This is a genomic window from Streptomyces sp. CB01201 (genome assembly GCF_002803085.1).
In the GTDB taxonomy this organism is placed as follows: Bacteria; Actinomycetota; Actinomycetes; order Streptomycetales; family Streptomycetaceae; genus Streptomyces; species Streptomyces hundungensis.
Genome location: NZ_NNBJ01000028.1, coordinates 22,462 through 40,180, shown reverse-complemented (window position 1 = coordinate 40,180; position 17,719 = coordinate 22,462). Strand labels below are relative to the sequence as shown.

Genomic DNA, 17,719 nt, shown 5'->3' with positions numbered 1-17,719 from the left:
GCGGCCCGCAGACGGCCCGCAGCCACCGATGACAGCCATCAATGGCGGCTGGACCGCTGGTCAGAAGCGAGTCAGGCTCCCGCGACCGAAGCCAGGTAGGCGGCCGTCTTCTCCGGCTCGTAGAAGAAGTTCTCGAAGTCGGCCGGGTCGTTGAAGCCGTTGGCGAAGCGGTCGGCGGCCGGCTGGAGGTCGCCTGCCGCGCCGAGCAGGTTCAGGACGTGCTCGGGCGGCACCCCCAGCATGGCGTTGGTCCACTTCGTCACGTGCTGGGCGGTGTCCCAGTAGCGGTCGAAGGTCGAGCGCATCCAGGCCTCGTCGAACTCCTTCTCGCCGTGCTCGACGATCGAGGAGAGGTACGAAGCGGCGCACTTGGACGCCGAGTTGGAGCCCTGGCCGGTGATCGGGTCGTTCGCGACGACCACGTCACCGACGCCGAGGACCAGTCCGCCGCCGGGCAGCCGGCCGACGGGGTTGCGCACGGTCGGGGCGTAGCGGCCCGCCAACGTGCCGCCCGCGTCGGTCAGTTCGACCCTGGTGGCGCGGGCGTACTCCCAGGGCAGGAACTTCTCCATCAGCTCCAGGGTGAGCGCGAGGTGGTCGTTCGGGTCCTTCACGCCGTGGAAGACGTCCAGCGGGCCGCCGGGCACTCCCTCCCAGAACAGGATGTCGGCGCGGCCGGAGACGGTCAGGGTCGGCATCACGAACAGCTCGCCCACGCCGGGCACCAGGTTGCAGCGCACCGCGTCGAACTCGGGGTGCTCGGGGCGCGGGCCGAGGCCGTGCACGTACGACACCGCGAGCGCGCGCTGCGGCTCGGCGTACGGGGAGCGCGCGGCGTCGCGGCCGAACATCGAGACCAGCTCGCCCTTGCCCGCGGAGACCAGCACCAGGTCGTAGGTGCGCGCGAAGAAGTCGAGGTCGGAGACGGCCGCGCCGTGGATGACGAGCTGGCCGCCGCGCTGTGCGAAGGTCTCCATCCAGCCGGCCATCTTGACCCGCTGGTCCACGGACTGCGCGTAGCCGTCCAGCTTCCCGACCCAGTCGATGGCCCGGGAGGAGTCGGGGGCCGCGACCGAGACGCCCACGCCCTCGATGAGCGGGGCCTGGGACTCCCAGAAGTTCAGCGAGAGGTCGCGCTCGTGCTGGAGCGCGGTGTGGAACATGCACTGCGTCGACATGACCCGGCCGGACCGGATCTCGTCCGACGTGCGGTTCGACATCAGGGTGACCTCGTACCCCTGCGCCTGTAGTCCGAGGGCCAGCTGAAGGCCGGACTGGCCGGCTCCGACTATGAGTATTCTCCGCATGCGGGACCGTTCTCCGTTGTGTGCGTTGCGTGCCGTGGGGGGCGGCGTCTATTCCGGGCAGGCTTCCAGGGCGTGGGCCACCAGGCCGAGCAGCGAGTCGACGACCGAGAGCCGGTCACGCGCGTCCATGATCATCACCGGGATGTGCGGCGGCACGGTGAGCGCCTCGCGCACGTCCTCGGCCGCGAAGGACTCGGTGCCCTCGAAGTGGTTGACGGCCACGACGTACGGAATGCCGCAGCTCTCGAAGTAGTCGAGCGCGGGGAAGCAGTCCGTGAGGCGCCGGGTGTCGGCGAGCACGATCGCGCCGATCGCGCCGCGCACGATGTCGTCCCACATGAACCAGAACCGCTGCTGCCCGGGCGTGCCGAACACGTACAGGACGAGGTCGTCGGCGAGCGTGATGCGGCCGAAGTCCATGGCGACGGTGGTGGTCAGCTTCTCCGGCGTCGCCGACAGGTCGTCGGTGGCCTCGCTGGCCCGGGTCATCACCGCCTCGGTCTGGAGCGGAGTGATCTCGGAGACCGCCGACACGAAGGTGGTCTTGCCCACGCCGAAGCCGCCCGCGACCACGACCTTGGTCGCGATGGGGGCCCGGCTGCGGTCCTGCTGCCAGGGCTGCAACTCCTCGTCGGGGACGAGGAGTTCAGAGACGGCGGAGTCCACTGAGCACCCTTTCGAGCAGTGCGCGGTTGGGCTGGCCCGAGCCCTGCCCGGTCCCGTACACACGGATTCTTCCCTGGTCGGCCAGGTCGCTGAGCAGCACCCGGACCACGCCGAGCGGCATCTTGAGGAGGGCGGAGATCTCGGCGACGGTACGCATCGCGCGGCAGATCTCCACGATGGCCAGCATCTCCGGCATGACCCGGTGGGTGCGGCCGCCGAGCTCCTTGCGCTCGGGCGGTGCCTCGATGGCCGCGACGAACGTCTCGACGAGCAGTACGTGGCCGAACCGGGTGCGGCCACCGGTCAGCGAGTACGGGCGGACCCGGGCGGGCGTCCGGTCCGCGCCGCGTATCGGGAGCCGCGCGGATTTCGCGGCGGGCGGGTTCACTGGACGGCCTCCATCGACTGGCGCAGCGCACTGCGGACTTCGGGGGTCAGAACGTGTCCGGCGCGGCCCACGAAGAGCGCCATGTGGTACGCGACGACGCTCATGTCGCAGTCCGGGGCGGCGTGCACGCCGAGCAGCGAGCCGTCGCTGATGGACATGACGAAGACGCTGCCCTCCTCCATCGCGACCATCGTCTGCTTGACGCCGCCGCCCTCCATGAGGCGGGCGGCCCCGATGGTGAGGCTGCCGATGCCGGAGACGATGGTGGCGAGATCGGCGCTGGAGCCGCGCGGGCCCTGCCGGGCGACGGTGACCTGGCGCTGCTCGGGGTCGGACGAGAGCAGCAGAAGTCCGTCGGAGGAGACGACCGCGACGGAGTGGATCCCGGGCACCTCCTCGACGAGGTTGGCCAGGAGCCACTGCAGGTTGCGGGCCTCGGTGCTTGCTCCGATCGTGCCGGTGCCGGACGCCGCGCCGCCGGGCCTGCCGATATCGGTGGTGCCGGGCCTGCCGATACCGGTGGTGCCGGTCGCACTCATCTGCGTACCTCCTCGACTGTCTCCCCCGTGTCCGTGTCCGTGTCTGCCTGCTGTTCGGTCTCTTCGAGTTCCGCCGCCACATCGCGCCGGCCCTCGGTCGCGCCCTTCTGGAATCCGCCGAGCCTGCGGCGCAGTGCCTCCGCCGCGTCGGTGCCTCCCTTGCGCTCCTGTACCCCGCCCACGCCGGCCTGCACGACCTTGGGGGTCCGCTTGGGCAGGCCCTTGTCCGTCAGCCGCTGAGGGCCCTCGGGGGCCGGGTCGGGCTCGGCCTCCGGGTTGGGCACGGGCTCGGGGGCGGCGACGGGGGCGGGCTCGGGGGCGGCCTCCGGCATGGGCGCGGGCCGCGAAGGGGTGTGCTCGGGACCGGGGGCTTCGGGCCGGGGCTCGGGCAGCCGCATCTCGAAGGTGGGCTGGTCCAGGGCGTGTTCGGCGTTGGCGACGGGCTCGGCGTCCGCGACGGGCTCGGTCGGCTCTGCGGGCTCGGGGGCGGTGGGCCTGAGGACCTCGCCCGAGCGTTCCGTGCGCTCCGGCAGCACATTGGAGTTGGCCTCGGCGAGCGCGCCCGGCAGCGTGAAGCGCGGCGCCTCGCCCGGCGAAGGCACCAGATGCGGGGCATCCACCGCCGGGGTGGTCGGCAGGATCGCCCCGGGCAGCACCACGACCGCGGCGACACCGCCCTGCTTCTGTTCGCGCAGCTCGATGCGTACGCCGTGCCGGTGGGCGAGCAGGGCCGAGACGTGCAGCCCGAGGCCGCCCGCCTCGGTGCCGGGCTCGCCGGGTTCGTAGGAGGCGGGGTCGGCGAGCCGGCGGTTCAGTTCGGCGCGGCGCTCGGGGGGCACGCCGATGCCCTCGTCCTGGACCGAAAGCATGATCTCGCCGTTCTCCAACTGCCATCCCGAGAGCTGCACTTGGACCTCGGGCGGCGAGAAGGAGGTGGCGTTCTCCAGGAGCTCGGCGACCAGATGGCTCAGGTCGTCGGCGGCGAAGCCCGCGACCTGGGCGTGCGGCGGCAGCGCCTGGATGACGACCCGCTCGTACCGCTCGATCTCGCTCACCGCGGCCCGCATCACATCGACCAGCGGCACCGGGCCCGGGTGGTTGTGGTGGTGCTCGGTGCCGGCCAGGACCAGGAGGTTCTCGCCGTGGCGCCGGATGACGGTGGCCAGATGGTCGAGCTTGAACAGGACGCCGAGCTGGTCCGGGTCTTGCTCGCGCTCCTCCAGGCCCTCGATGACGGTCAGCTGACGTTCGATCAGACCGAGGCTGCGCAGGCCCAGGTTGACGAAGGCATGCTTGACCGTGCCCTCCGCGCGCTCCAGCTGGTTCGTCAACTCCTGCACCCGACCGCGGAGTTCGTCCTTCTCGGCGGCCAGGCGGGCGAGCCGGCCGCGCTGCTTGCCGAGGCCCTGATCCAGTTCGGCGACCCGGGAGTGCTGCTCGACGAACTTGGCGTGCAGCTCGTTGAGCGACCGTACGACCTGGGCGAACTCGTCGTTGCGGCCGGTGAAGCGCACCGGCTCCTCGGTCTCGGGCGCCTCCGCGAGCCGGGCCGAGCCGCGCCGTAGCACGGCGAGCGGACGGGTCAGACTGCGGGCGGTCGCGGCCGAGATGCCGATGGCGAGCAGCAGCAGCGCGCCGATGAGCCCGATCCGGATCTCCAGGGCGCTGACGTCGTCGTCGCGCAGCTGCTCGAACTTCTTGACCTGTGCGGTGGCGAGCGCGGCTTCGGCGCCGCGCATCCGGTCGATCCGCGCGGAGAGGGCCGCGCCCACCGCGTCCGGGTCGGACTTGCGCTCGGAGGCGCTGAGCTGGGGCTGGTCGGTGAGCCGGGTGAGGAAGCCGTCGGCGGCCGCCACCTCGGGCCCGGTGACGGTGCTGGCGAACCGGTCGCGGGCGTCCGCGGCGGCGGCCTGGTCGAAGTCGGCGAGCGCGGACTGCTCGCGCACATGGGCCTGCTGCGCGGCGCCGCTGAGCGCGTCCCGGGTGCGGGCCGCGTCCCCGTCGTTCTCCTTCGACACGTACTTGCCGCTGACGGGGTCGAACACGCGGGAGGTCGAGCCGGCCGGCACCGAGAGCGCGCCGAGCAGCAGCCCCCGGGTGGCCGAGGCCTGTTCCACCGCCCGCCCCAGCGCCCCGGGCGCGCGGGTCGCCTCGGCGGCGCGCGGCGGTGTGCGGTCGGCGAGCTCGTCGGCCACGTCGAGCAGCGTGGCGATCACGTCGGTGTACGACTTCTGCGCCTCCAGGGCCGTGCCCTTGCCGGTGAGCGCGGTGCGGCGCAGGGCCGACACGGTGGCGAGATCGCGCGCGAGGCCCGCGGGGGCGGTGGCGCGCAGTTCGTCGATCTGCCGGTCGACGCGGGCGGCGGGCTCCTTGAGGGCCGCATCCTTGCCGCTGGGCCGGCCGGCGGCGACGTACTGCGTGACGCCGTCTCGTTCGTCACCGAGCGCGTGGGCGAGGCTGATCGCCTGCTGGTCCAGCTGCGCGAGGGTGACCAGGTGCTGGGAGTCCTTGAGGTCCCCGGAGGCCGCGAAGAGGGTGGGCGCACCGGCTCCGAGCACGGTGAGGGAGACAACGGCGACGGAGACGACCAGGCGGCTCCGCACCCGAGCGGTGCGTTGTGCGCGTGTGCCGTCGCTGCCCCGAGGCCGCTTGTTCTGCACCGGTGCTCTCAATCTTCACTCGTGTTTGCCAGTCCACCAAGGAAGCCAAGGTGACGACTGGTCATGACGAGTAGTCACTGCTCGGCCACCTGAACGAGTGAACATCACTTCGGAGTTGACCATCAACTTCCCCGGAACGCCCGGCCCCGGCCCGCCGTGGCGCCGGTTGGAACTTCCGCGCGGCCTTTGGCAGGATGCCCGCCCACAGCTCGGCGGAGTGGCGGATTCCTCCCGGGATCATGCGGTTCGGCCGTCGTCCGGAGCCACTTGACGGGGCGTCCGGCGCCGCTGCCGATGCCATGGAGGCACCGTGGAGGGCTCGTGCAGACTGGCCGGCATGCGCATCCAGCTGACCACCGTGCCCGGAGACCCCGCCCGCCCCAACGAGGACTGGGCGGCCACCGCACTGCCCGCTTCGGGCTTGGGCGGGCTGCTCGTCGTCCTGGACGGCGTGACCCCGCTGCCCGGCAACGGCGACTGTGTGCACGACGTGCCGTGGTTCACCGCCCGGCTCGGCGGCGCACTGACCGAACTGTCGGCTTCGCGGCGGGATATGACGCTGGCCGAGATCCTGGCGGAATCCATCCGGCGCACCGCGGACGCCCATCGCGACACCTGTGACCTTTCTCACCCGCGTACGCCTCAGGCAACCGTGGTGCTCGCGCGGTGGGACGCGGTGGACCTGGAGTACCTCGTCCTGTCGGACTCGGCGCTGCTCGTCGAATCGGCCGACGGCTCGGTGCGGGCGGTCCTGGACGACCGGCTCGACCGGGTGCCGCGGGAGTTGCTGGTCAGCGACGCGGTCGCGGACGCGACGGTCCGCAACAGGGAGGGCGGGTTCTTCACGGCGGCCGCGGACCCGTCGGTGGCGGCCCGCGCGGTCACCGGCCGCGAGCCGCTCGCCTCCGTGCGTTCCGTGCTCGCCCTGACGGACGGGGCGACCCGCTGGGTCGAGAAGTTCCGCGAGGGCTCGTGGGCCGACTGCGCGGCGCTGGTCCGCAAGGCGGGCCCGGACGGACTGGTCGAGCGGGTGCGGGAGTTGGAGGCGGGGGACGTGGCGCGGGCGTTCCTGGGGCGGAGCAAGCGGCACGACGACGCGACGGTGGTGGCGGTGGGGTTCTAGACCCCGCCGGGCGCGGCCCCGAGGTTCGCCCGCGCCCCGCCCTAGCTCTCCGCCGCCGCGTTCAGCTGGTGCAGCAGGCGGGCCAGTTCGGAGATTTCCAGGCGGTCCCAGTTTGCCAGCCGGCGCACATAGCTCTCGCGGCGGGCGTCGCGGACCCGGCCGAACCGTGCCGTGCCCTCGGGGGTGATGCGGACCAGGGAGGCGCGCCCGTCCGCCGGGTCGGGTTCGCGGGCGACCAGGCCGAGATCCTCCAGGGCGTGCAGCTGGCGGCTCATCGTCGCCTTGCCCACGCCGAAGTACCCGGCGAGTTCGGTGGCCCGCTGCGGGCCGGCCTCGTCGAGGCGCACCAGCAGGCCGTACGCCGCCGGTTCGAGATCGGGGTGCACCTCGCGGGCCATCTCGCCGGACGAGGCCCTGGCCCGCCGCAGGAAGACGGCCAGCTCGCGTTCGAGCGCGAGGAACTCCTGGTCCGGACCGTGCACATCGGCTCCCATGCCCTAGGTGTGTCGTGACGGCACAGTATTTCCCAGCGGGCTGTGTGCCCGGCATCCCGGATGGCGCCGGGAGCGGCCGCGGCTGAAAGTTTCCGCCGGGCCACGCCGTTCCCGCAGCGTGTCGCCACCACCACAGGTCTGAACCAACGGCATAGCCTGGAGCCCCTTTCCCGCCAACGGTCTACGTGCGTAGCGTCATCCCTGACATCCCTGACATGTCCACAGCGAGACGTCGCCGCCATGTCGACCAGGACGTCATCTCCCCACCCCCACACCGCCTTTCGGAGGCACGCAATGCCCGTGCACAGATCCGGAACGGCCCGCCGCGGTCCCCTCGCCGCGGCCGGGATCCTCCTCTCCTCCCTCGCCCTCGTCCTCGGTTTCACCGGCACCTCCAGCGCCGCCGACATCCCCGCGCGCGGCTCCGCGACCCTGGGTATGGGCGTGGCCAAGCACGACGGGGTGGGCGGGCTGCCCCGTGACGTCCGCGCCGTACAGACCGCGCAGACCGAGGGGGTCGACACCAGCAGCCACAACGGCAACGTCGCCTGGTCGACCCTGTGGAACAGCGGGGTGAAGTGGGCCTACGTCAAGGCCACCGAGGGCACGTACTACACCAACCCCAACTTCGCCCAGCAGTACAACGGCTCGTACAGCGTCGGCATGATCCGCGGCGCGTACCACTTCGCCACCCCCGACACGACGAGCGGCGCCGCCCAGGCCGACTACTTCGTGGACCACGGCGGCGGCTGGTCGCGCGACGGCCGGACCCTGCCGGGCGCGCTCGACATCGAGTGGAACCCGTACGGCGCGGCCTGCTACGGCAAGTCGGCGGCCGGCATGGTCGGCTGGATCGGCGACTTCCTCGACCAGTACCGGGCCCGTACCGGGCGGGACGCGGTGATCTACACCGCGACCAGCTGGTGGACCCAGTGCACCGGCAACTCGGCCGCCTTCGGCGCGAGCAACCCGCTCTGGATCGCCCGCTACAACACCGACCCCGGCACCCTGCCGGCCGGCTGGGGCTTCCAGACGATGTGGCAGTACACCTCCTCGGGCCCGACCGTCGGCGACCACTCCCGGTTCAACGGGGCGTACGACCGCCTCCAGGCGCTCGCCAACGGCTGACGGCGCCCACGCACACCCGAGCGGGCCCCCGGCACTGCGTGGCCGGGGGCCTTCGCCTCCCCGTACGGAGCACCCGTCGCACACGTGACCCCGTCCTGAGCGCGGCATGCGTAAGGATGGGGGGCATGCGCAAGGTGGGAGCGGTGTGCCGGGCGGTTGCCCTGATCGCGGTCGTCACGGCCGGTGGCGCGGACTGCGGCTGGTCCGCGGCGCCCTCGCCGCAGTCCGAGCGGCCCCCGGGCGAGGCCGCGGCCCCGCCGCCGGGTACCCAGAGCAGCGCGGTGCCGGCCGGGAAGGTCTCGTCGGTCGGCGTCCTCGTCAACGGCGACGAGCACGCCTGCACCGCCAGCGTGGTGGCCAGCCCGCACGGCAACGTCGTCGCCACCGCCGCGCACTGCGCGACCGGGCTTCCGCTGGACACCCTGGAGTTCGCGCCGGGCTTCTCCGGGGCGGCCCCGGGGACGTTCCCGTACGGGAAGTGGAAGGTGCGGGCGGTGCAGGTCGACGACCGGTGGACCGCGGACCACGAGGACGCGGCGGACTACGCCTTCCTCACGCTGGAGCCGGACGCGCACGGCCGCAACGTACAGAGCGTGGTCGGCGCCTCGACGCCCGAGTGGGGCGCGGGCCCCGACCAGCGCGCGACCGTCGTCGGCTACCCGGACCCGGACCACAACCCCGACAACCGGCCGGTCATGTGCACCACCGACGTACGCCAGGACCCGGACGAGCCCGCCATGATGCGCATGGAGTGCGGCGGGTTCTGGGTCGGCACCAGCGGCAGCCCCTGGCTGATCGACTACCGGGACCCGGACCGGCTCGGCCGGATCATCGGCGTACTGAGCGGCGGCGACACGGACGTCGAGTCGACGGCGGCCCTGTTCGACGCGAAGGCCCGCTCGGTGTACGAGCGGGCCACCCAGGCGTAGCCGGGGCCGGGGCGGTAACCCCCGGCCCCGGTGTCTCACGCGGCCGGGGCGGTAACCCCCGGCCCCGGTGTCTCACGCGGCCGCGGCGACCGCGACCTCCGCGGGGGCGAGGGCGATCTCCAGGACCTGGCGGACGTCCGTGACGGGGTGGACCTCCAGCTTCTCCAGGACCTCGGCCGGGACGTCGTCCAGGTCCGCCTCGTTCCGCTTGGGGATCACCACGGTCGTGATCCCGGCCCGGTGCGCGGCCAGCAGCTTCTGCTTGAGCCCGCCGATCGGCAGCACCCGACCGGTCAGCGACACCTCGCCGGTCATCGCCACGTCGGTGCGGACCTGCCGCCCCGAGAGCAGCGAGGACAGCGCGGTCACCAGCGTGATGCCGGCGCTCGGACCGTCCTTGGGGACCGCGCCCGCCGGGAAGTGGACGTGCACGCCCCGGTCCTTCAAGTCCCCTACGGGAAGCTCCAGTTCGGCCCCGTGGGAGCGCAGGAAGCTCAGCGCGATCTGCGCCGACTCCTTCATCACGTCGCCGAGCTGACCGGTGAGGGTCAGGCCCGCGGCGCCCGTCTCCGGATCCGCCAGGGAGGCCTCGACGAACAGGACGTCGCCGCCGGCCCCGGTGACCGCGAGGCCGGTGGCCACACCGGGCACCGCGGTGCGCCGCTCGGCCGGGTCCTGGGCGGACTCGGGCACATGGTGCGGGCGCCCGATCAGCTTGCGCAGATCATCGGGTGCGATGGTGAACGGCAGCTCCTGGCCGCCCAGTTCGTGCTGGGCCGCCACCTTGCGGAGCAGCCGGGCGATGGACCGCTCCAGGTTCCGAACGCCCGCCTCGCGGGTGTACTCGCCGGCGAGCCTGCGCAGCGAGGCGTCCTCCAGGACGACCTCACCGTCTTCCAGGCCGGCCCGCTCCAGCTGGCGCGGCAGCAGGTGGTCGCGGGCGATGACGACCTTCTCGTCCTCGGTGTAGCCGTCGAGCCGGACCAGCTCCATACGGTCGAGCAGGGCCTCGGGGATGGCTTCGAGGACGTTGGCCGTGGCCAGGAACACCACGTCGCTCAGGTCGAGCTCGACCTCCAGGTAGTGGTCCCGGAAGGTGTGGTTCTGCGCCGGGTCGAGCACTTCGAGCAGGGCGGCGGCCGGGTCGCCCCGGAAGTCGGAGCCCACCTTGTCGATCTCGTCGAGCAGCACGACCGGGTTCATCGAACCGGCCTCCTTGATGGCCCGCACGATCCGGCCGGGCAGGGCGCCGACGTAGGTGCGGCGGTGGCCGCGGATCTCGGCCTCGTCGCGTACGCCGCCGAGCGCGACCCGGACGAACTTGCGGCCCATGGCGTGCGCGACGGACTCGCCTAGCGAGGTCTTGCCCACTCCGGGCGGACCGACGAGCGCGAGCACCGCGCCGCCGCGGCGGCCGCCCACGACCCCGAGGCCCCGGTCGGCGCGGCGCTTGCGCACCGCGAGGTACTCGGTGATGCGCTCCTTCACGTCCTTCAGACCGGCGTGCTCGGCGTCGAGGATCTCCCGGGCGCCCCGGATGTCGTACACGTCCTCCGTGCTCTCGTTCCAGGGCAGTTCGAGGACGGTGTCGAGCCAGGTGCGGATCCAGGAGCCCTCGGGCGACTGGTCGCTGGACCGCTCCAGCTTGTCGACCTCCTTGAGGGCGGCCTCGCGGACCTTCTCGGGCAGGTCGGCGGCCTCGACGCGGGCGCGGTAGTCGTCGCTCTCGTCCTCCTCGCCGCCCTCGCCGTTGAGCTCGCGCAGCTCCTTGCGCACGGCGTCCAGCTGGCGGCGCAGCAGGAACTCGCGCTGCTGCTTGTCCACGCCTTCCTGGACGTCCTTGGCGATGGACTCGGCGACGTCCTGCTCGGCAAGGTGCTCGCGGAGCTGCTCGGTGGCGAGCTTGAGGCGGGCCACCGGGTCGGCGGTCTCCAGGAGCTCGACCTTCTGGGCGGTGGTGAGGAACGGCGAGTAGCCGGAGTTGTCGGCGAGCGCGGACACGCCCTCGATCTGCTGCACGCGGTCGACGACCTGCCAGGCCCCGCGCTTCTTCAGCCAGTCGGTGGCGAGCGCCTTGTATTCCTTGACCAGTTCGGTCACCTGGCCCGGCAGGGGCTCGGGCAGGATCTCCTCGACCCGGGTGCCCTCCACCCACAGGGCCGCGCCGGGCCCGGTGGTGCCGGCGCCGATGCGCACGCGGTGGCGGCCCCGGATGAGGGCGCCGGGGTCGCCGTCCGACAGCCGGCCGACCTGCTCGACGGTCCCGAGCACACCGGTCCCGGCGTACGTCCCGTCGATCCGCGGCACGAGCAGCACCTGCGGCTTTCCCGCATCGGACCGGGCGGCGGCCTGCGCCGCCTCGACGGCGGCCCGCACCTCGGTGTCGGACAGGTCCAGCGGAACGACCATCCCGGGCAGCACGACCTCGTCGTCGAGCGGCAGCACGGGCAGGGCGGTCGGTGTGTACGCCGTGGACTCGGTAGCCATGATCTCCCCTTCGGCAGTCAAGTTGAGCTATGCCGACTCAATGCATGTGAGTCGGGGAATGTTCCCCGAGCCGTGTTCGCTCTGAGCGATCATCTGCGTCCACCCTCGTGAGCAGGAGCGGGGGACAAACACCGACCTCCACTTGTAAGGTTCCGTTAGCCATTTCACCTATTACCAGCGGGGGCGGACATGACAGCGCGAGCGACCACAACGGCGACGACGGCAGCAACAGCAGCGACCGAGGTGGCCACGGAGGACCCGGCCGGGACGGCCACCCTCGTACGGGCGTGGGTCGACGGCTGGGTCGTGTCGCGCGGCACCTCCGACCCGATGGACCGGCCCTGGGGCTGGACGATCGACGCCGGACAGGCCCACCACGTGTCCCGGCACGTACTGCCCGACCCCACCGAGGCGGACGTCCGCGCGCTCGTGGCCGCCACGAGCGCGCCCGGGACCTGGCTGAAGCTGTTCGCGGACGACGACACCGTGCGGCCCTGGCTCGGCGCCGGCTGGGAGTCGGACAAGCCCGGCTACCTGATGACGGTCGCGCTCGCCGCCGAACGTCCCGAGGTGCCGGCCGGCTACACCCTCACCTCGTGGACCCGGGGCGGCGTGACCCGCGTCCTCGTCCGCACCGCCGATGGCCACTTCGCCGCCCGCGGCCAGATCGCGCCGACCGGCCGGACCGCCGTCGCCGACCAGATCGAGACCGCGGGCGACCACCAGCGCCGGGGCCTGGGCAGCCTGGTGATGCGCACCCTTCAGAACACCGCCCACGAGGCGGGCGCCCGCACCGGAATCCTGGTGGGCACCCCCGAGGGCCGCGCCCTCTACACCTCCCTCGGCTGGACGACCCGCTCCCCCATGGCGAGCCTGGTCCTCAAGCCGGCGGCAAGCTGACCGCCGCCGAAAAACCCGGGGCGGGCGAGCGGGCCGCACGCCTACATTCGGCCCGTATGAGGCTCACCCCCGCACAGAGCGCCGCGCTCGCCCACGTCCGCACCCTCGCACGGTCGGCCGACCGCCAGGCCACGGGCCGGCTCGGCGGCGTGGACGCGCAGGCACTCACGTCCCACGTCATGGACCGGGCGCGCATCTCCCTCAACTTCCACCCGGACCGGCCGCGCCCCACCGACGGGCGCACGGTCGCCGAGGCACTGGCGGTGGACGCGGTCTACCGGAGCCAGTACGAGACGGGCCTGTCCAACGGCGGGCGCACCGCCTTCCCCGGCGGAGCCCGGGACGAGTGGGAGCGGGATCTGTTCGGCGGCGCCTACCACGCCGACGGCGTACGGCCCGAGGAGCGGGCCAAGTACGGGGCGCTCAATCTGCACGGCCACGCGGACGGCGCCGCGCCGCGCTTCGGCTCCTGCCATGTGCGGCTGCGCCCCGAGGTGAACCGGCGGGCCACGTTCTGCCACGGCGACAGCCATCTGGGGCCGAAGGACGTGGGGACCGCCGACGCCTTCGGGTGCGTTCTGGCGGCACTCGCGGAGGACGGGACCGATGTGCTCGGGGTGCCTTCCGGCGTGCACGGGCGAGTCCTGGACGGGTATGTCGAGGCCCAGGTGCACGGCCCGGTCGTCCTCACCCGGGACGCGGAGGCACTCGTGCTCGACCCGTCGTTCCGGGGCACCGCGACCGCCCGGCTGCTCGCCTCGACCGGGGTGCCGATCGAGTGGCACGCCGGGTTCGTGCTCGCGCCGCACGAGGTGGACGCCGCGTTCCGGGGCCCCGTGATGGTTCCACTGGCCGCTCGGGTCGTGCGCGCCTACGCGGCCGACGGCCTGCTGAGCGCCGAGACGCTGGGCCGCGCCGCCGCGTCCGTCGCACGGGAGCCGCAGGCGTGGGCCGAGTTCGGCAGCGGGGAGGAGGTGCTCCAGTACGTGAAGCAGCTGTGGCACGTACTGGCCCGGTTCGGGCGGGCCGACGAGCGGGCGGAAGCGAGGGCTGCGGACCGGGCCGGAGTCAGCCCTTCGGGGTGAGCCGCACCCGCCGTACGGCCGGCCAGCAGGCGATGCCGGCCAGGAGGGCCACCGGGTGGCCCCAGGCCGCCAGCGGTTCCACCATCTCCAGGAGGTCCTGGACGAGCAGGGCGCCGACCACGGCCAGGGCTGCCCAGCGCAGCAGCGGGGCGAGCAGGCCCGCGAGGGCGCCGACCGTGGCCATCAGGCCGAAGCTGATGCCGTAGTCCAGGCGGTGCAGCGAGCTGGCGGGAAGGTGGCCGGCCAGGACCGAGACGGCGACCGGAAGCTCGGTGGCCAGGGTCGCCACGACATGGCCGAGCAGAAAGACACCGGCCGTGCGCCAGCCGCCGATGCGGCGCTCAAGCGTGGCCAGGACGAAGATGAACACCATCGCGTACGGGGAGGCGATGCCGCCCGCTATCCACAGTGCGCTCGCGAAGATCGCCAGGACCGGGGCCGTGGACAGATGGGCCACATCGGTGCTCGATCCGCGCAGCAGCGCGCTCACGGTGTGCGGATCGCCGTACTCGCTGTAGAGCGAGGTCACCAGGAGCAGGACCGCGTAGCCGAAGGCGAAGGGGTACGAGGCGGGCGAGGGGAGCCGCCCCCGGACACGAGCGAGACCGCCCCGCGTACCGGCTCCGGCCACCGGCTCCGGTCCGGGGCCGACTGTCGCCCCCGCGGCGGAAAGCGACGGCTCGGCGGGCTCCGGCTCTGGCCAGGGCCGCTGGGGCGGAATCGCGTCCAGCGCGGAGCCGGAAGCGGCAGCGACGGCAGCGGAAGCGGAAGCGGAAGCGGAGGTAACGGCGGGCAGCGGCGTCGCCGACGTGGCCGGCTGCCGGGTTTCCAGCGGGTGCACCGGGAGAGGCCCCTTCCCCGGGACACCGTGTACGCGCCCCGAATCAAGCCACGCCCGCGTTCTCCGGCCGTGTTCCGTTCTCGCTTACCTGCCTTACAACGGCTCACCTTCCGTGATCGTCTCCGGACCCGTCTATGGCGTGCGCCACATCGGACAACCTTTGACACATCCTGAGCGTCCGGGGCACGCCGCGCCACCCGTACGAGACCCACAACTCGCGTGCGCGGCGCGGCCGGACACGGCATTCTCACGGACATGGACGACATCGCCACCCTCGACCGGCGGGAGGGACCGCACGGGGAAGTCGTGCTGCGGCGGCGCGGCGCGCATTTCGAGATCATCGCCAACGGGTGCTTCCTCATGGACACTTCCGACGGCCGCTCGGAACGGCTGCTCATCGATGCGGCGTACGACACACTTCTGCCAGGCACATCCAGCCCTTCCGTTCTCATCGGCGGGCTGGGCGTCGGCTTCTCCCTCGCACATGCGGCGCAGGACCCCCGCTGGGGCCAAATCACCGTGCTTGAGCGGGAGAAGGCCATCATCGACTGGCACCGCACGGGTCCGCTCCGCGCCATTTCCGGCCCGGCTCTGTCCGATTCGCGCACCCGGATCATCCAGGCCGATCTGGTCGATTACGTACGGACCGCCCAGAACACCTTCGACGCGCTCTGCCTCGACATCGACAACGGGCCCGACTGGACGGTCACCGAGGGCAACGGCGGACTGTACTCACCGGCCGGACTCGCCCACTGCGCACGGCGGTTGAGGCCCGGCGGAGTGCTCGCCGTATGGTCCGCACAGCCGTCCCCCGCCTTTGAGCAGGCACTCCGTAATGCCGGATTCACCGGGGTAAATACCAAAGAGATCCGAGTTGCCCGGGGCGTCCCTGACGTGGTCCATCTCGGTGTTCGCCCTGCGTAGCCGAGATACGGAAAGTGCCTCTAGTCTCTGAGCCACACAGGGGATCACCCCACGGATCCCCGGGCGAGCACATTCAGGGCGGGGCAACCGATGGAGCAGACACACACCGGCCACAACGGCGTCGCGGCGACCCCCGGCGCCCAGCGCAGGGTGCTGGTCGTCGAGGACGACACGACGATCGTCGACGCCATCGCGGCCCGTCTGCGGGCCGAGGGCTTCCAGGTGCAGACGGCCGTCGACGGCCCCGCGGCCGTCGACACGGCCGAGGCCTGGCAACCGGACCTCATGGTCCTCGACATCATGCTGCCGGGCTTCGACGGCCTGGAGGTCTGCCGCCGGGTCCAGGCCCGCCGGCCCGTGCCGGTCCTCATGCTGACGGCCCGCGACGACGAGACCGACATGCTGGTCGGGCTCGGCGTCGGCGCGGACGACTACATGACCAAGCCGTTCTCGATGCGCGAGCTCGCGGCCCGGGTGCACGTCCTGCTGCGCCGGGTGGAGCGCGCCGCGCTGGCCGCCACCACGCCGCGTACGGGCATACTCCGGCTCGGCGAGCTGGAGATCGACCACGCGCAGCGCCGGGTACGGGTGCGCGGCGAGGACGTCCATCTGACGCCGACCGAGTTCGACCTGCTGAGCTGCCTGGCGAACACGCCGCGCGCCGTCCTCTCGCGCGAGCAGCTGCTCGCCGAGGTGTGGGACTGGGCCGACGCGTCCGGCACCCGGACCGTGGACAGCCACATCAAGGCGCTCCGCCGCAAGATCGGCGCCGAGCGGATCCGTACGGTCCACGGCGTGGGTTACGCGCTGGAGACCCCGGCGCCATGAGCCGGGCCGGAGACCGGGCCCGGCAGCTGCGCGGCAGCGGCGAGCGGCCCGGCTGGGACGAGCCCGCCCGGCGCGGCGGCTGGGCCAGGGCCCTGCGCGGGCTGCGCGGCCGGATAGCGGCCGGGCTGCGGTCGGTGTCGATCTCGATCAAGACCAAGCTCGGCACGCTCGTCGTGGTCTCCGTGTTCATCACCACAGGGCTGCTCATGGTGGCCTTGCAGACCCGTACCGAGCTCCGCTTCATCACCGTGTTCTCGGTGATAGCGACCCTGCTGATCACCCAGTTCGTCGCCCATGGGCTCACCGCCCCGCTGGACGAGATGAACACGGTCGCCCGCGCCATCTCGCACGGCGACTACACGCGCCGGGTGCGCGGCGCCGACCGCCGCGACGAGCTCGGCGACCTCGCGGGCACCATCAACCGCATGGCCGACGATCTGGAGGCCGTGGACCGGCACCGCAAGGAACTCGTGGCGAATGTCTCCCACGAGCTGCGCACGCCCATCGCGGCGCTGCGCGCGGTCCTGGAGAACGTGGTGGACGGGGTCTCGGCCGCCGACCCGGAGACGATGCGCACGGCCCTCAAGCAGACCGAGCGCCTGGGCCGCCTGGTCGAGACCCTCCTCGACCTGTCCCGCCTGGACAACGGCGTGGTCACGCTGCGCGCCCACCGTTTCGAGGTGTGGCCGTATCTGTCCGGCGTCCTCAAGGAGGCCAACCTGGCGGCGGCCCAGCGCAAGCTGTCCTCCGGCTCGGGCAACCACCAGCGCACCGATGTCCATCTGCACCTGGACGTCTCGCCGCCCGAGCTGACCGCGCACGCGGATGCCGAGCGGCTGCACCAGGTCGTGGCGAATCTCATCGACAACGCGGTCAAGCACTCCCCGCCGCACGGCCGCGTGACGGTACGGGCCCGGCGCGGCCCGCAGCCCGAGTCGCTCGACCTGGAGGTCCTGGACGAGGGGCCCGGCATACCGCAGTCGGAGTGGCACCGGGTCTTCGAGCGGTTCAACCGCGGCACCGCGACCGCCCCGCACGGCCCCGGCAGCGACGGCGGCACGGGGCTCGGGCTCGCCATCGCGCGCTGGGCGGTGGATCTTCACGGTGGCCGGATCGGCGTGGCCGAATCCGCGCGGGGCTGCCGGATCCAGGTCACCCTCCCGGGCACTCCCCGCCCGCAAAGTTGACGTAAAGTTCGAACCGGAAGCGGCCGTTCTGCGTGGTCACCGGCGGAAGCGGTCGTTCAGGGTGCGGGCCAGGGGGCCGTAGCCGCACTGTCGCGTACCCGGACCGGCGCGCGCAGCAGCGGAACCACGCTTGTTTCCCGCCATTTCGCGCCCTGAAACCAGGGTTCCGGTGTGACTTACGCGACTGTGGCAAGCCCGGCCTGCACGTCCACGCCGGCAAGGCGTAGCCTTTA

The 17,719-nt window shown here is 72.4% G+C and carries 16 protein-coding genes; 8 read left to right on the top strand and 8 right to left on the bottom strand.

Annotation, left to right across the window (positions count from 1 at the left end):
- Nucleotides 1–71: 71 nt before the first annotated feature.
- From CG740_RS36530 to CG740_RS36510, 5 genes are read right to left on the bottom strand one after another with little or no spacing between them, the layout of a single operon-like run.
- On the bottom strand, nt 72–1,307 hold the full coding sequence (locus CG740_RS36530) for a styrene monooxygenase/indole monooxygenase family protein (RefSeq protein ID WP_100579622.1): 1,236 nt from the start codon (nt 1,305–1,307) through the stop codon (nt 72–74).
- A gap of 48 nt (nt 1,308–1,355) precedes the next feature.
- Nucleotides 1,356–1,973 carry a GTP-binding protein gene (locus tag CG740_RS36525; protein WP_100579621.1) on the bottom strand — a complete coding sequence of 206 codons (618 nt, stop codon included), beginning with the start codon at nt 1,971–1,973 and terminating at the stop codon, nt 1,356–1,358.
- Nucleotides 1,954–2,361 (bottom strand): DUF742 domain-containing protein, encoded by a 408-nt coding sequence (locus tag CG740_RS36520; protein ID WP_100579620.1) that lies wholly within the window; start codon nt 2,359–2,361, stop codon nt 1,954–1,956. Before CG740_RS36520 ends, CG740_RS36525 begins: the two co-directional genes overlap by 20 nt.
- Nucleotides 2,358–2,900, bottom strand: coding sequence for a roadblock/LC7 domain-containing protein (locus CG740_RS36515; protein WP_100579619.1), 543 nt, complete (start codon nt 2,898–2,900; stop codon nt 2,358–2,360). The genes CG740_RS36520 and CG740_RS36515 overlap by 4 nt, the downstream gene beginning before the upstream one ends.
- On the bottom strand, nt 2,897–5,560 hold the full coding sequence (locus tag CG740_RS36510; RefSeq protein WP_442802875.1) for a nitrate- and nitrite sensing domain-containing protein: 2,664 nt from the start codon (nt 5,558–5,560) through the stop codon (nt 2,897–2,899). Before CG740_RS36510 ends, CG740_RS36515 begins: the two co-directional genes overlap by 4 nt.
- Nucleotides 5,561–5,897: 337 nt before the next feature.
- Here CG740_RS36510 and CG740_RS36505 point away from each other — a divergent pair, with 337 nt between their 5' ends.
- Nucleotides 5,898–6,683, top strand: coding sequence for a hypothetical protein (locus CG740_RS36505; protein WP_100579657.1), 786 nt, complete (start codon nt 5,898–5,900; stop codon nt 6,681–6,683).
- Between the two features lie 41 nt (nt 6,684–6,724).
- Here CG740_RS36505 and CG740_RS36500 read toward each other — a convergent pair whose 3' ends face one another.
- Nucleotides 6,725–7,177 carry a MarR family winged helix-turn-helix transcriptional regulator gene (locus tag CG740_RS36500; protein WP_100579617.1) on the bottom strand — a complete coding sequence of 151 codons (453 nt, stop codon included), beginning with the start codon at nt 7,175–7,177 and terminating at the stop codon, nt 6,725–6,727.
- Nucleotides 7,178–7,471: 294 nt separating this feature from the next.
- On the opposite strand from CG740_RS36500, the gene CG740_RS36495 reads away from it, so the two are divergent.
- Both CG740_RS36495 and CG740_RS36490 read left to right on the top strand, forming a co-directional pair.
- Complete coding sequence (locus CG740_RS36495) at nt 7,472–8,305, top strand: lysozyme (RefSeq protein ID WP_100579616.1); 834 nt, start codon at nt 7,472–7,474, stop codon at nt 8,303–8,305.
- Nucleotides 8,306–8,430: 125 nt separating this feature from the next.
- Entirely contained in the window at nt 8,431–9,234 is an 804-nt protein-coding gene (locus CG740_RS36490; protein ID WP_100579615.1) for a trypsin-like serine peptidase, read from the top strand.
- Between the two features lie 72 nt (nt 9,235–9,306).
- Here CG740_RS36490 and lon read toward each other — a convergent pair whose 3' ends face one another.
- Nucleotides 9,307–11,721, bottom strand: coding sequence for an endopeptidase La (gene lon / locus CG740_RS36485; RefSeq protein ID WP_100579614.1), 2,415 nt, complete (start codon nt 11,719–11,721; stop codon nt 9,307–9,309).
- A 189-nt stretch (nt 11,722–11,910) separates the two neighbouring features.
- Between lon and CG740_RS36480 the strand changes: the two genes are divergently transcribed.
- Together CG740_RS36480 and CG740_RS36475 are read left to right on the top strand one after the other, a co-directional pair.
- Nucleotides 11,911–12,621: a GNAT family N-acetyltransferase gene (locus CG740_RS36480; RefSeq protein ID WP_107488381.1), complete on the top strand. Its 711-nt coding sequence runs from the start codon at nt 11,911–11,913 to the stop codon at nt 12,619–12,621.
- A 56-nt stretch (nt 12,622–12,677) separates the two neighbouring features.
- A complete protein-coding gene (locus CG740_RS36475; RefSeq protein ID WP_100579612.1) occupies nt 12,678–13,706 on the top strand; it encodes a DUF3626 domain-containing protein in 1,029 nt (342 codons plus the stop codon).
- On the opposite strand, the gene CG740_RS36470 is transcribed toward CG740_RS36475, so the two are convergent.
- Entirely contained in the window at nt 13,690–14,547 is an 858-nt protein-coding gene (locus tag CG740_RS36470) for a rhomboid-like protein (RefSeq protein WP_324901213.1), read from the bottom strand. The genes CG740_RS36475 and CG740_RS36470 overlap by 17 nt on opposite strands.
- Nucleotides 14,548–14,802: 255 nt before the next feature.
- Between CG740_RS36470 and CG740_RS36465 the strand changes: the two genes are divergently transcribed.
- From CG740_RS36465 to CG740_RS36455, 3 genes are all read left to right on the top strand, one after another.
- Entirely contained in the window at nt 14,803–15,471 is a 669-nt protein-coding gene (locus CG740_RS36465) for a spermidine synthase (RefSeq protein WP_100579655.1), read from the top strand.
- Nucleotides 15,472–15,561: 90 nt separating this feature from the next.
- Nucleotides 15,562–16,299: a response regulator transcription factor gene (locus tag CG740_RS36460; protein WP_053730675.1), complete on the top strand. Its 738-nt coding sequence runs from the start codon at nt 15,562–15,564 to the stop codon at nt 16,297–16,299.
- Nucleotides 16,296–17,486: a HAMP domain-containing sensor histidine kinase gene (locus tag CG740_RS36455; RefSeq protein WP_234376702.1), complete on the top strand. Its 1,191-nt coding sequence runs from the start codon at nt 16,296–16,298 to the stop codon at nt 17,484–17,486. Before CG740_RS36460 ends, CG740_RS36455 begins: the two co-directional genes overlap by 4 nt.
- Nucleotides 17,487–17,719: the final 233 nt, after the last annotated feature.

Bases quoted from the DNA above. Each gene is read 5' to 3' on its own strand.
- lon (WP_100579614.1), bottom strand. From the start codon at position 11,721: ATGGCTACCGAGTCCACGGCGTACACACCGACCGCCCTGCCCGTGCTG.
- CG740_RS36480 (WP_107488381.1), top strand. From the start codon at position 11,911: ATGACAGCGCGAGCGACCACAACGGCGACGACGGCAGCAACAGCAGCG.
- CG740_RS36455 (WP_234376702.1), top strand. From the start codon at position 16,296: ATGAGCCGGGCCGGAGACCGGGCCCGGCAGCTGCGCGGCAGCGGCGAG.
- CG740_RS36495 (WP_100579616.1), top strand. From the start codon at position 7,472: ATGCCCGTGCACAGATCCGGAACGGCCCGCCGCGGTCCCCTCGCCGCG.
- CG740_RS36490 (WP_100579615.1), top strand. From the start codon at position 8,431: ATGCGCAAGGTGGGAGCGGTGTGCCGGGCGGTTGCCCTGATCGCGGTC.
- CG740_RS36465 (WP_100579655.1), top strand. From the start codon at position 14,803: ATGGACGACATCGCCACCCTCGACCGGCGGGAGGGACCGCACGGGGAA.
- CG740_RS36460 (WP_053730675.1), top strand. From the start codon at position 15,562: ATGGAGCAGACACACACCGGCCACAACGGCGTCGCGGCGACCCCCGGC.
- CG740_RS36515 (WP_100579619.1), bottom strand. From the start codon at position 2,900: ATGAGTGCGACCGGCACCACCGGTATCGGCAGGCCCGGCACCACCGAT.
- CG740_RS36475 (WP_100579612.1), top strand. From the start codon at position 12,678: ATGAGGCTCACCCCCGCACAGAGCGCCGCGCTCGCCCACGTCCGCACC.
- CG740_RS36505 (WP_100579657.1), top strand. From the start codon at position 5,898: ATGCGCATCCAGCTGACCACCGTGCCCGGAGACCCCGCCCGCCCCAAC.
- CG740_RS36500 (WP_100579617.1), bottom strand. From the start codon at position 7,177: ATGGGAGCCGATGTGCACGGTCCGGACCAGGAGTTCCTCGCGCTCGAA.
- CG740_RS36530 (WP_100579622.1), bottom strand. From the start codon at position 1,307: ATGCGGAGAATACTCATAGTCGGAGCCGGCCAGTCCGGCCTTCAGCTG.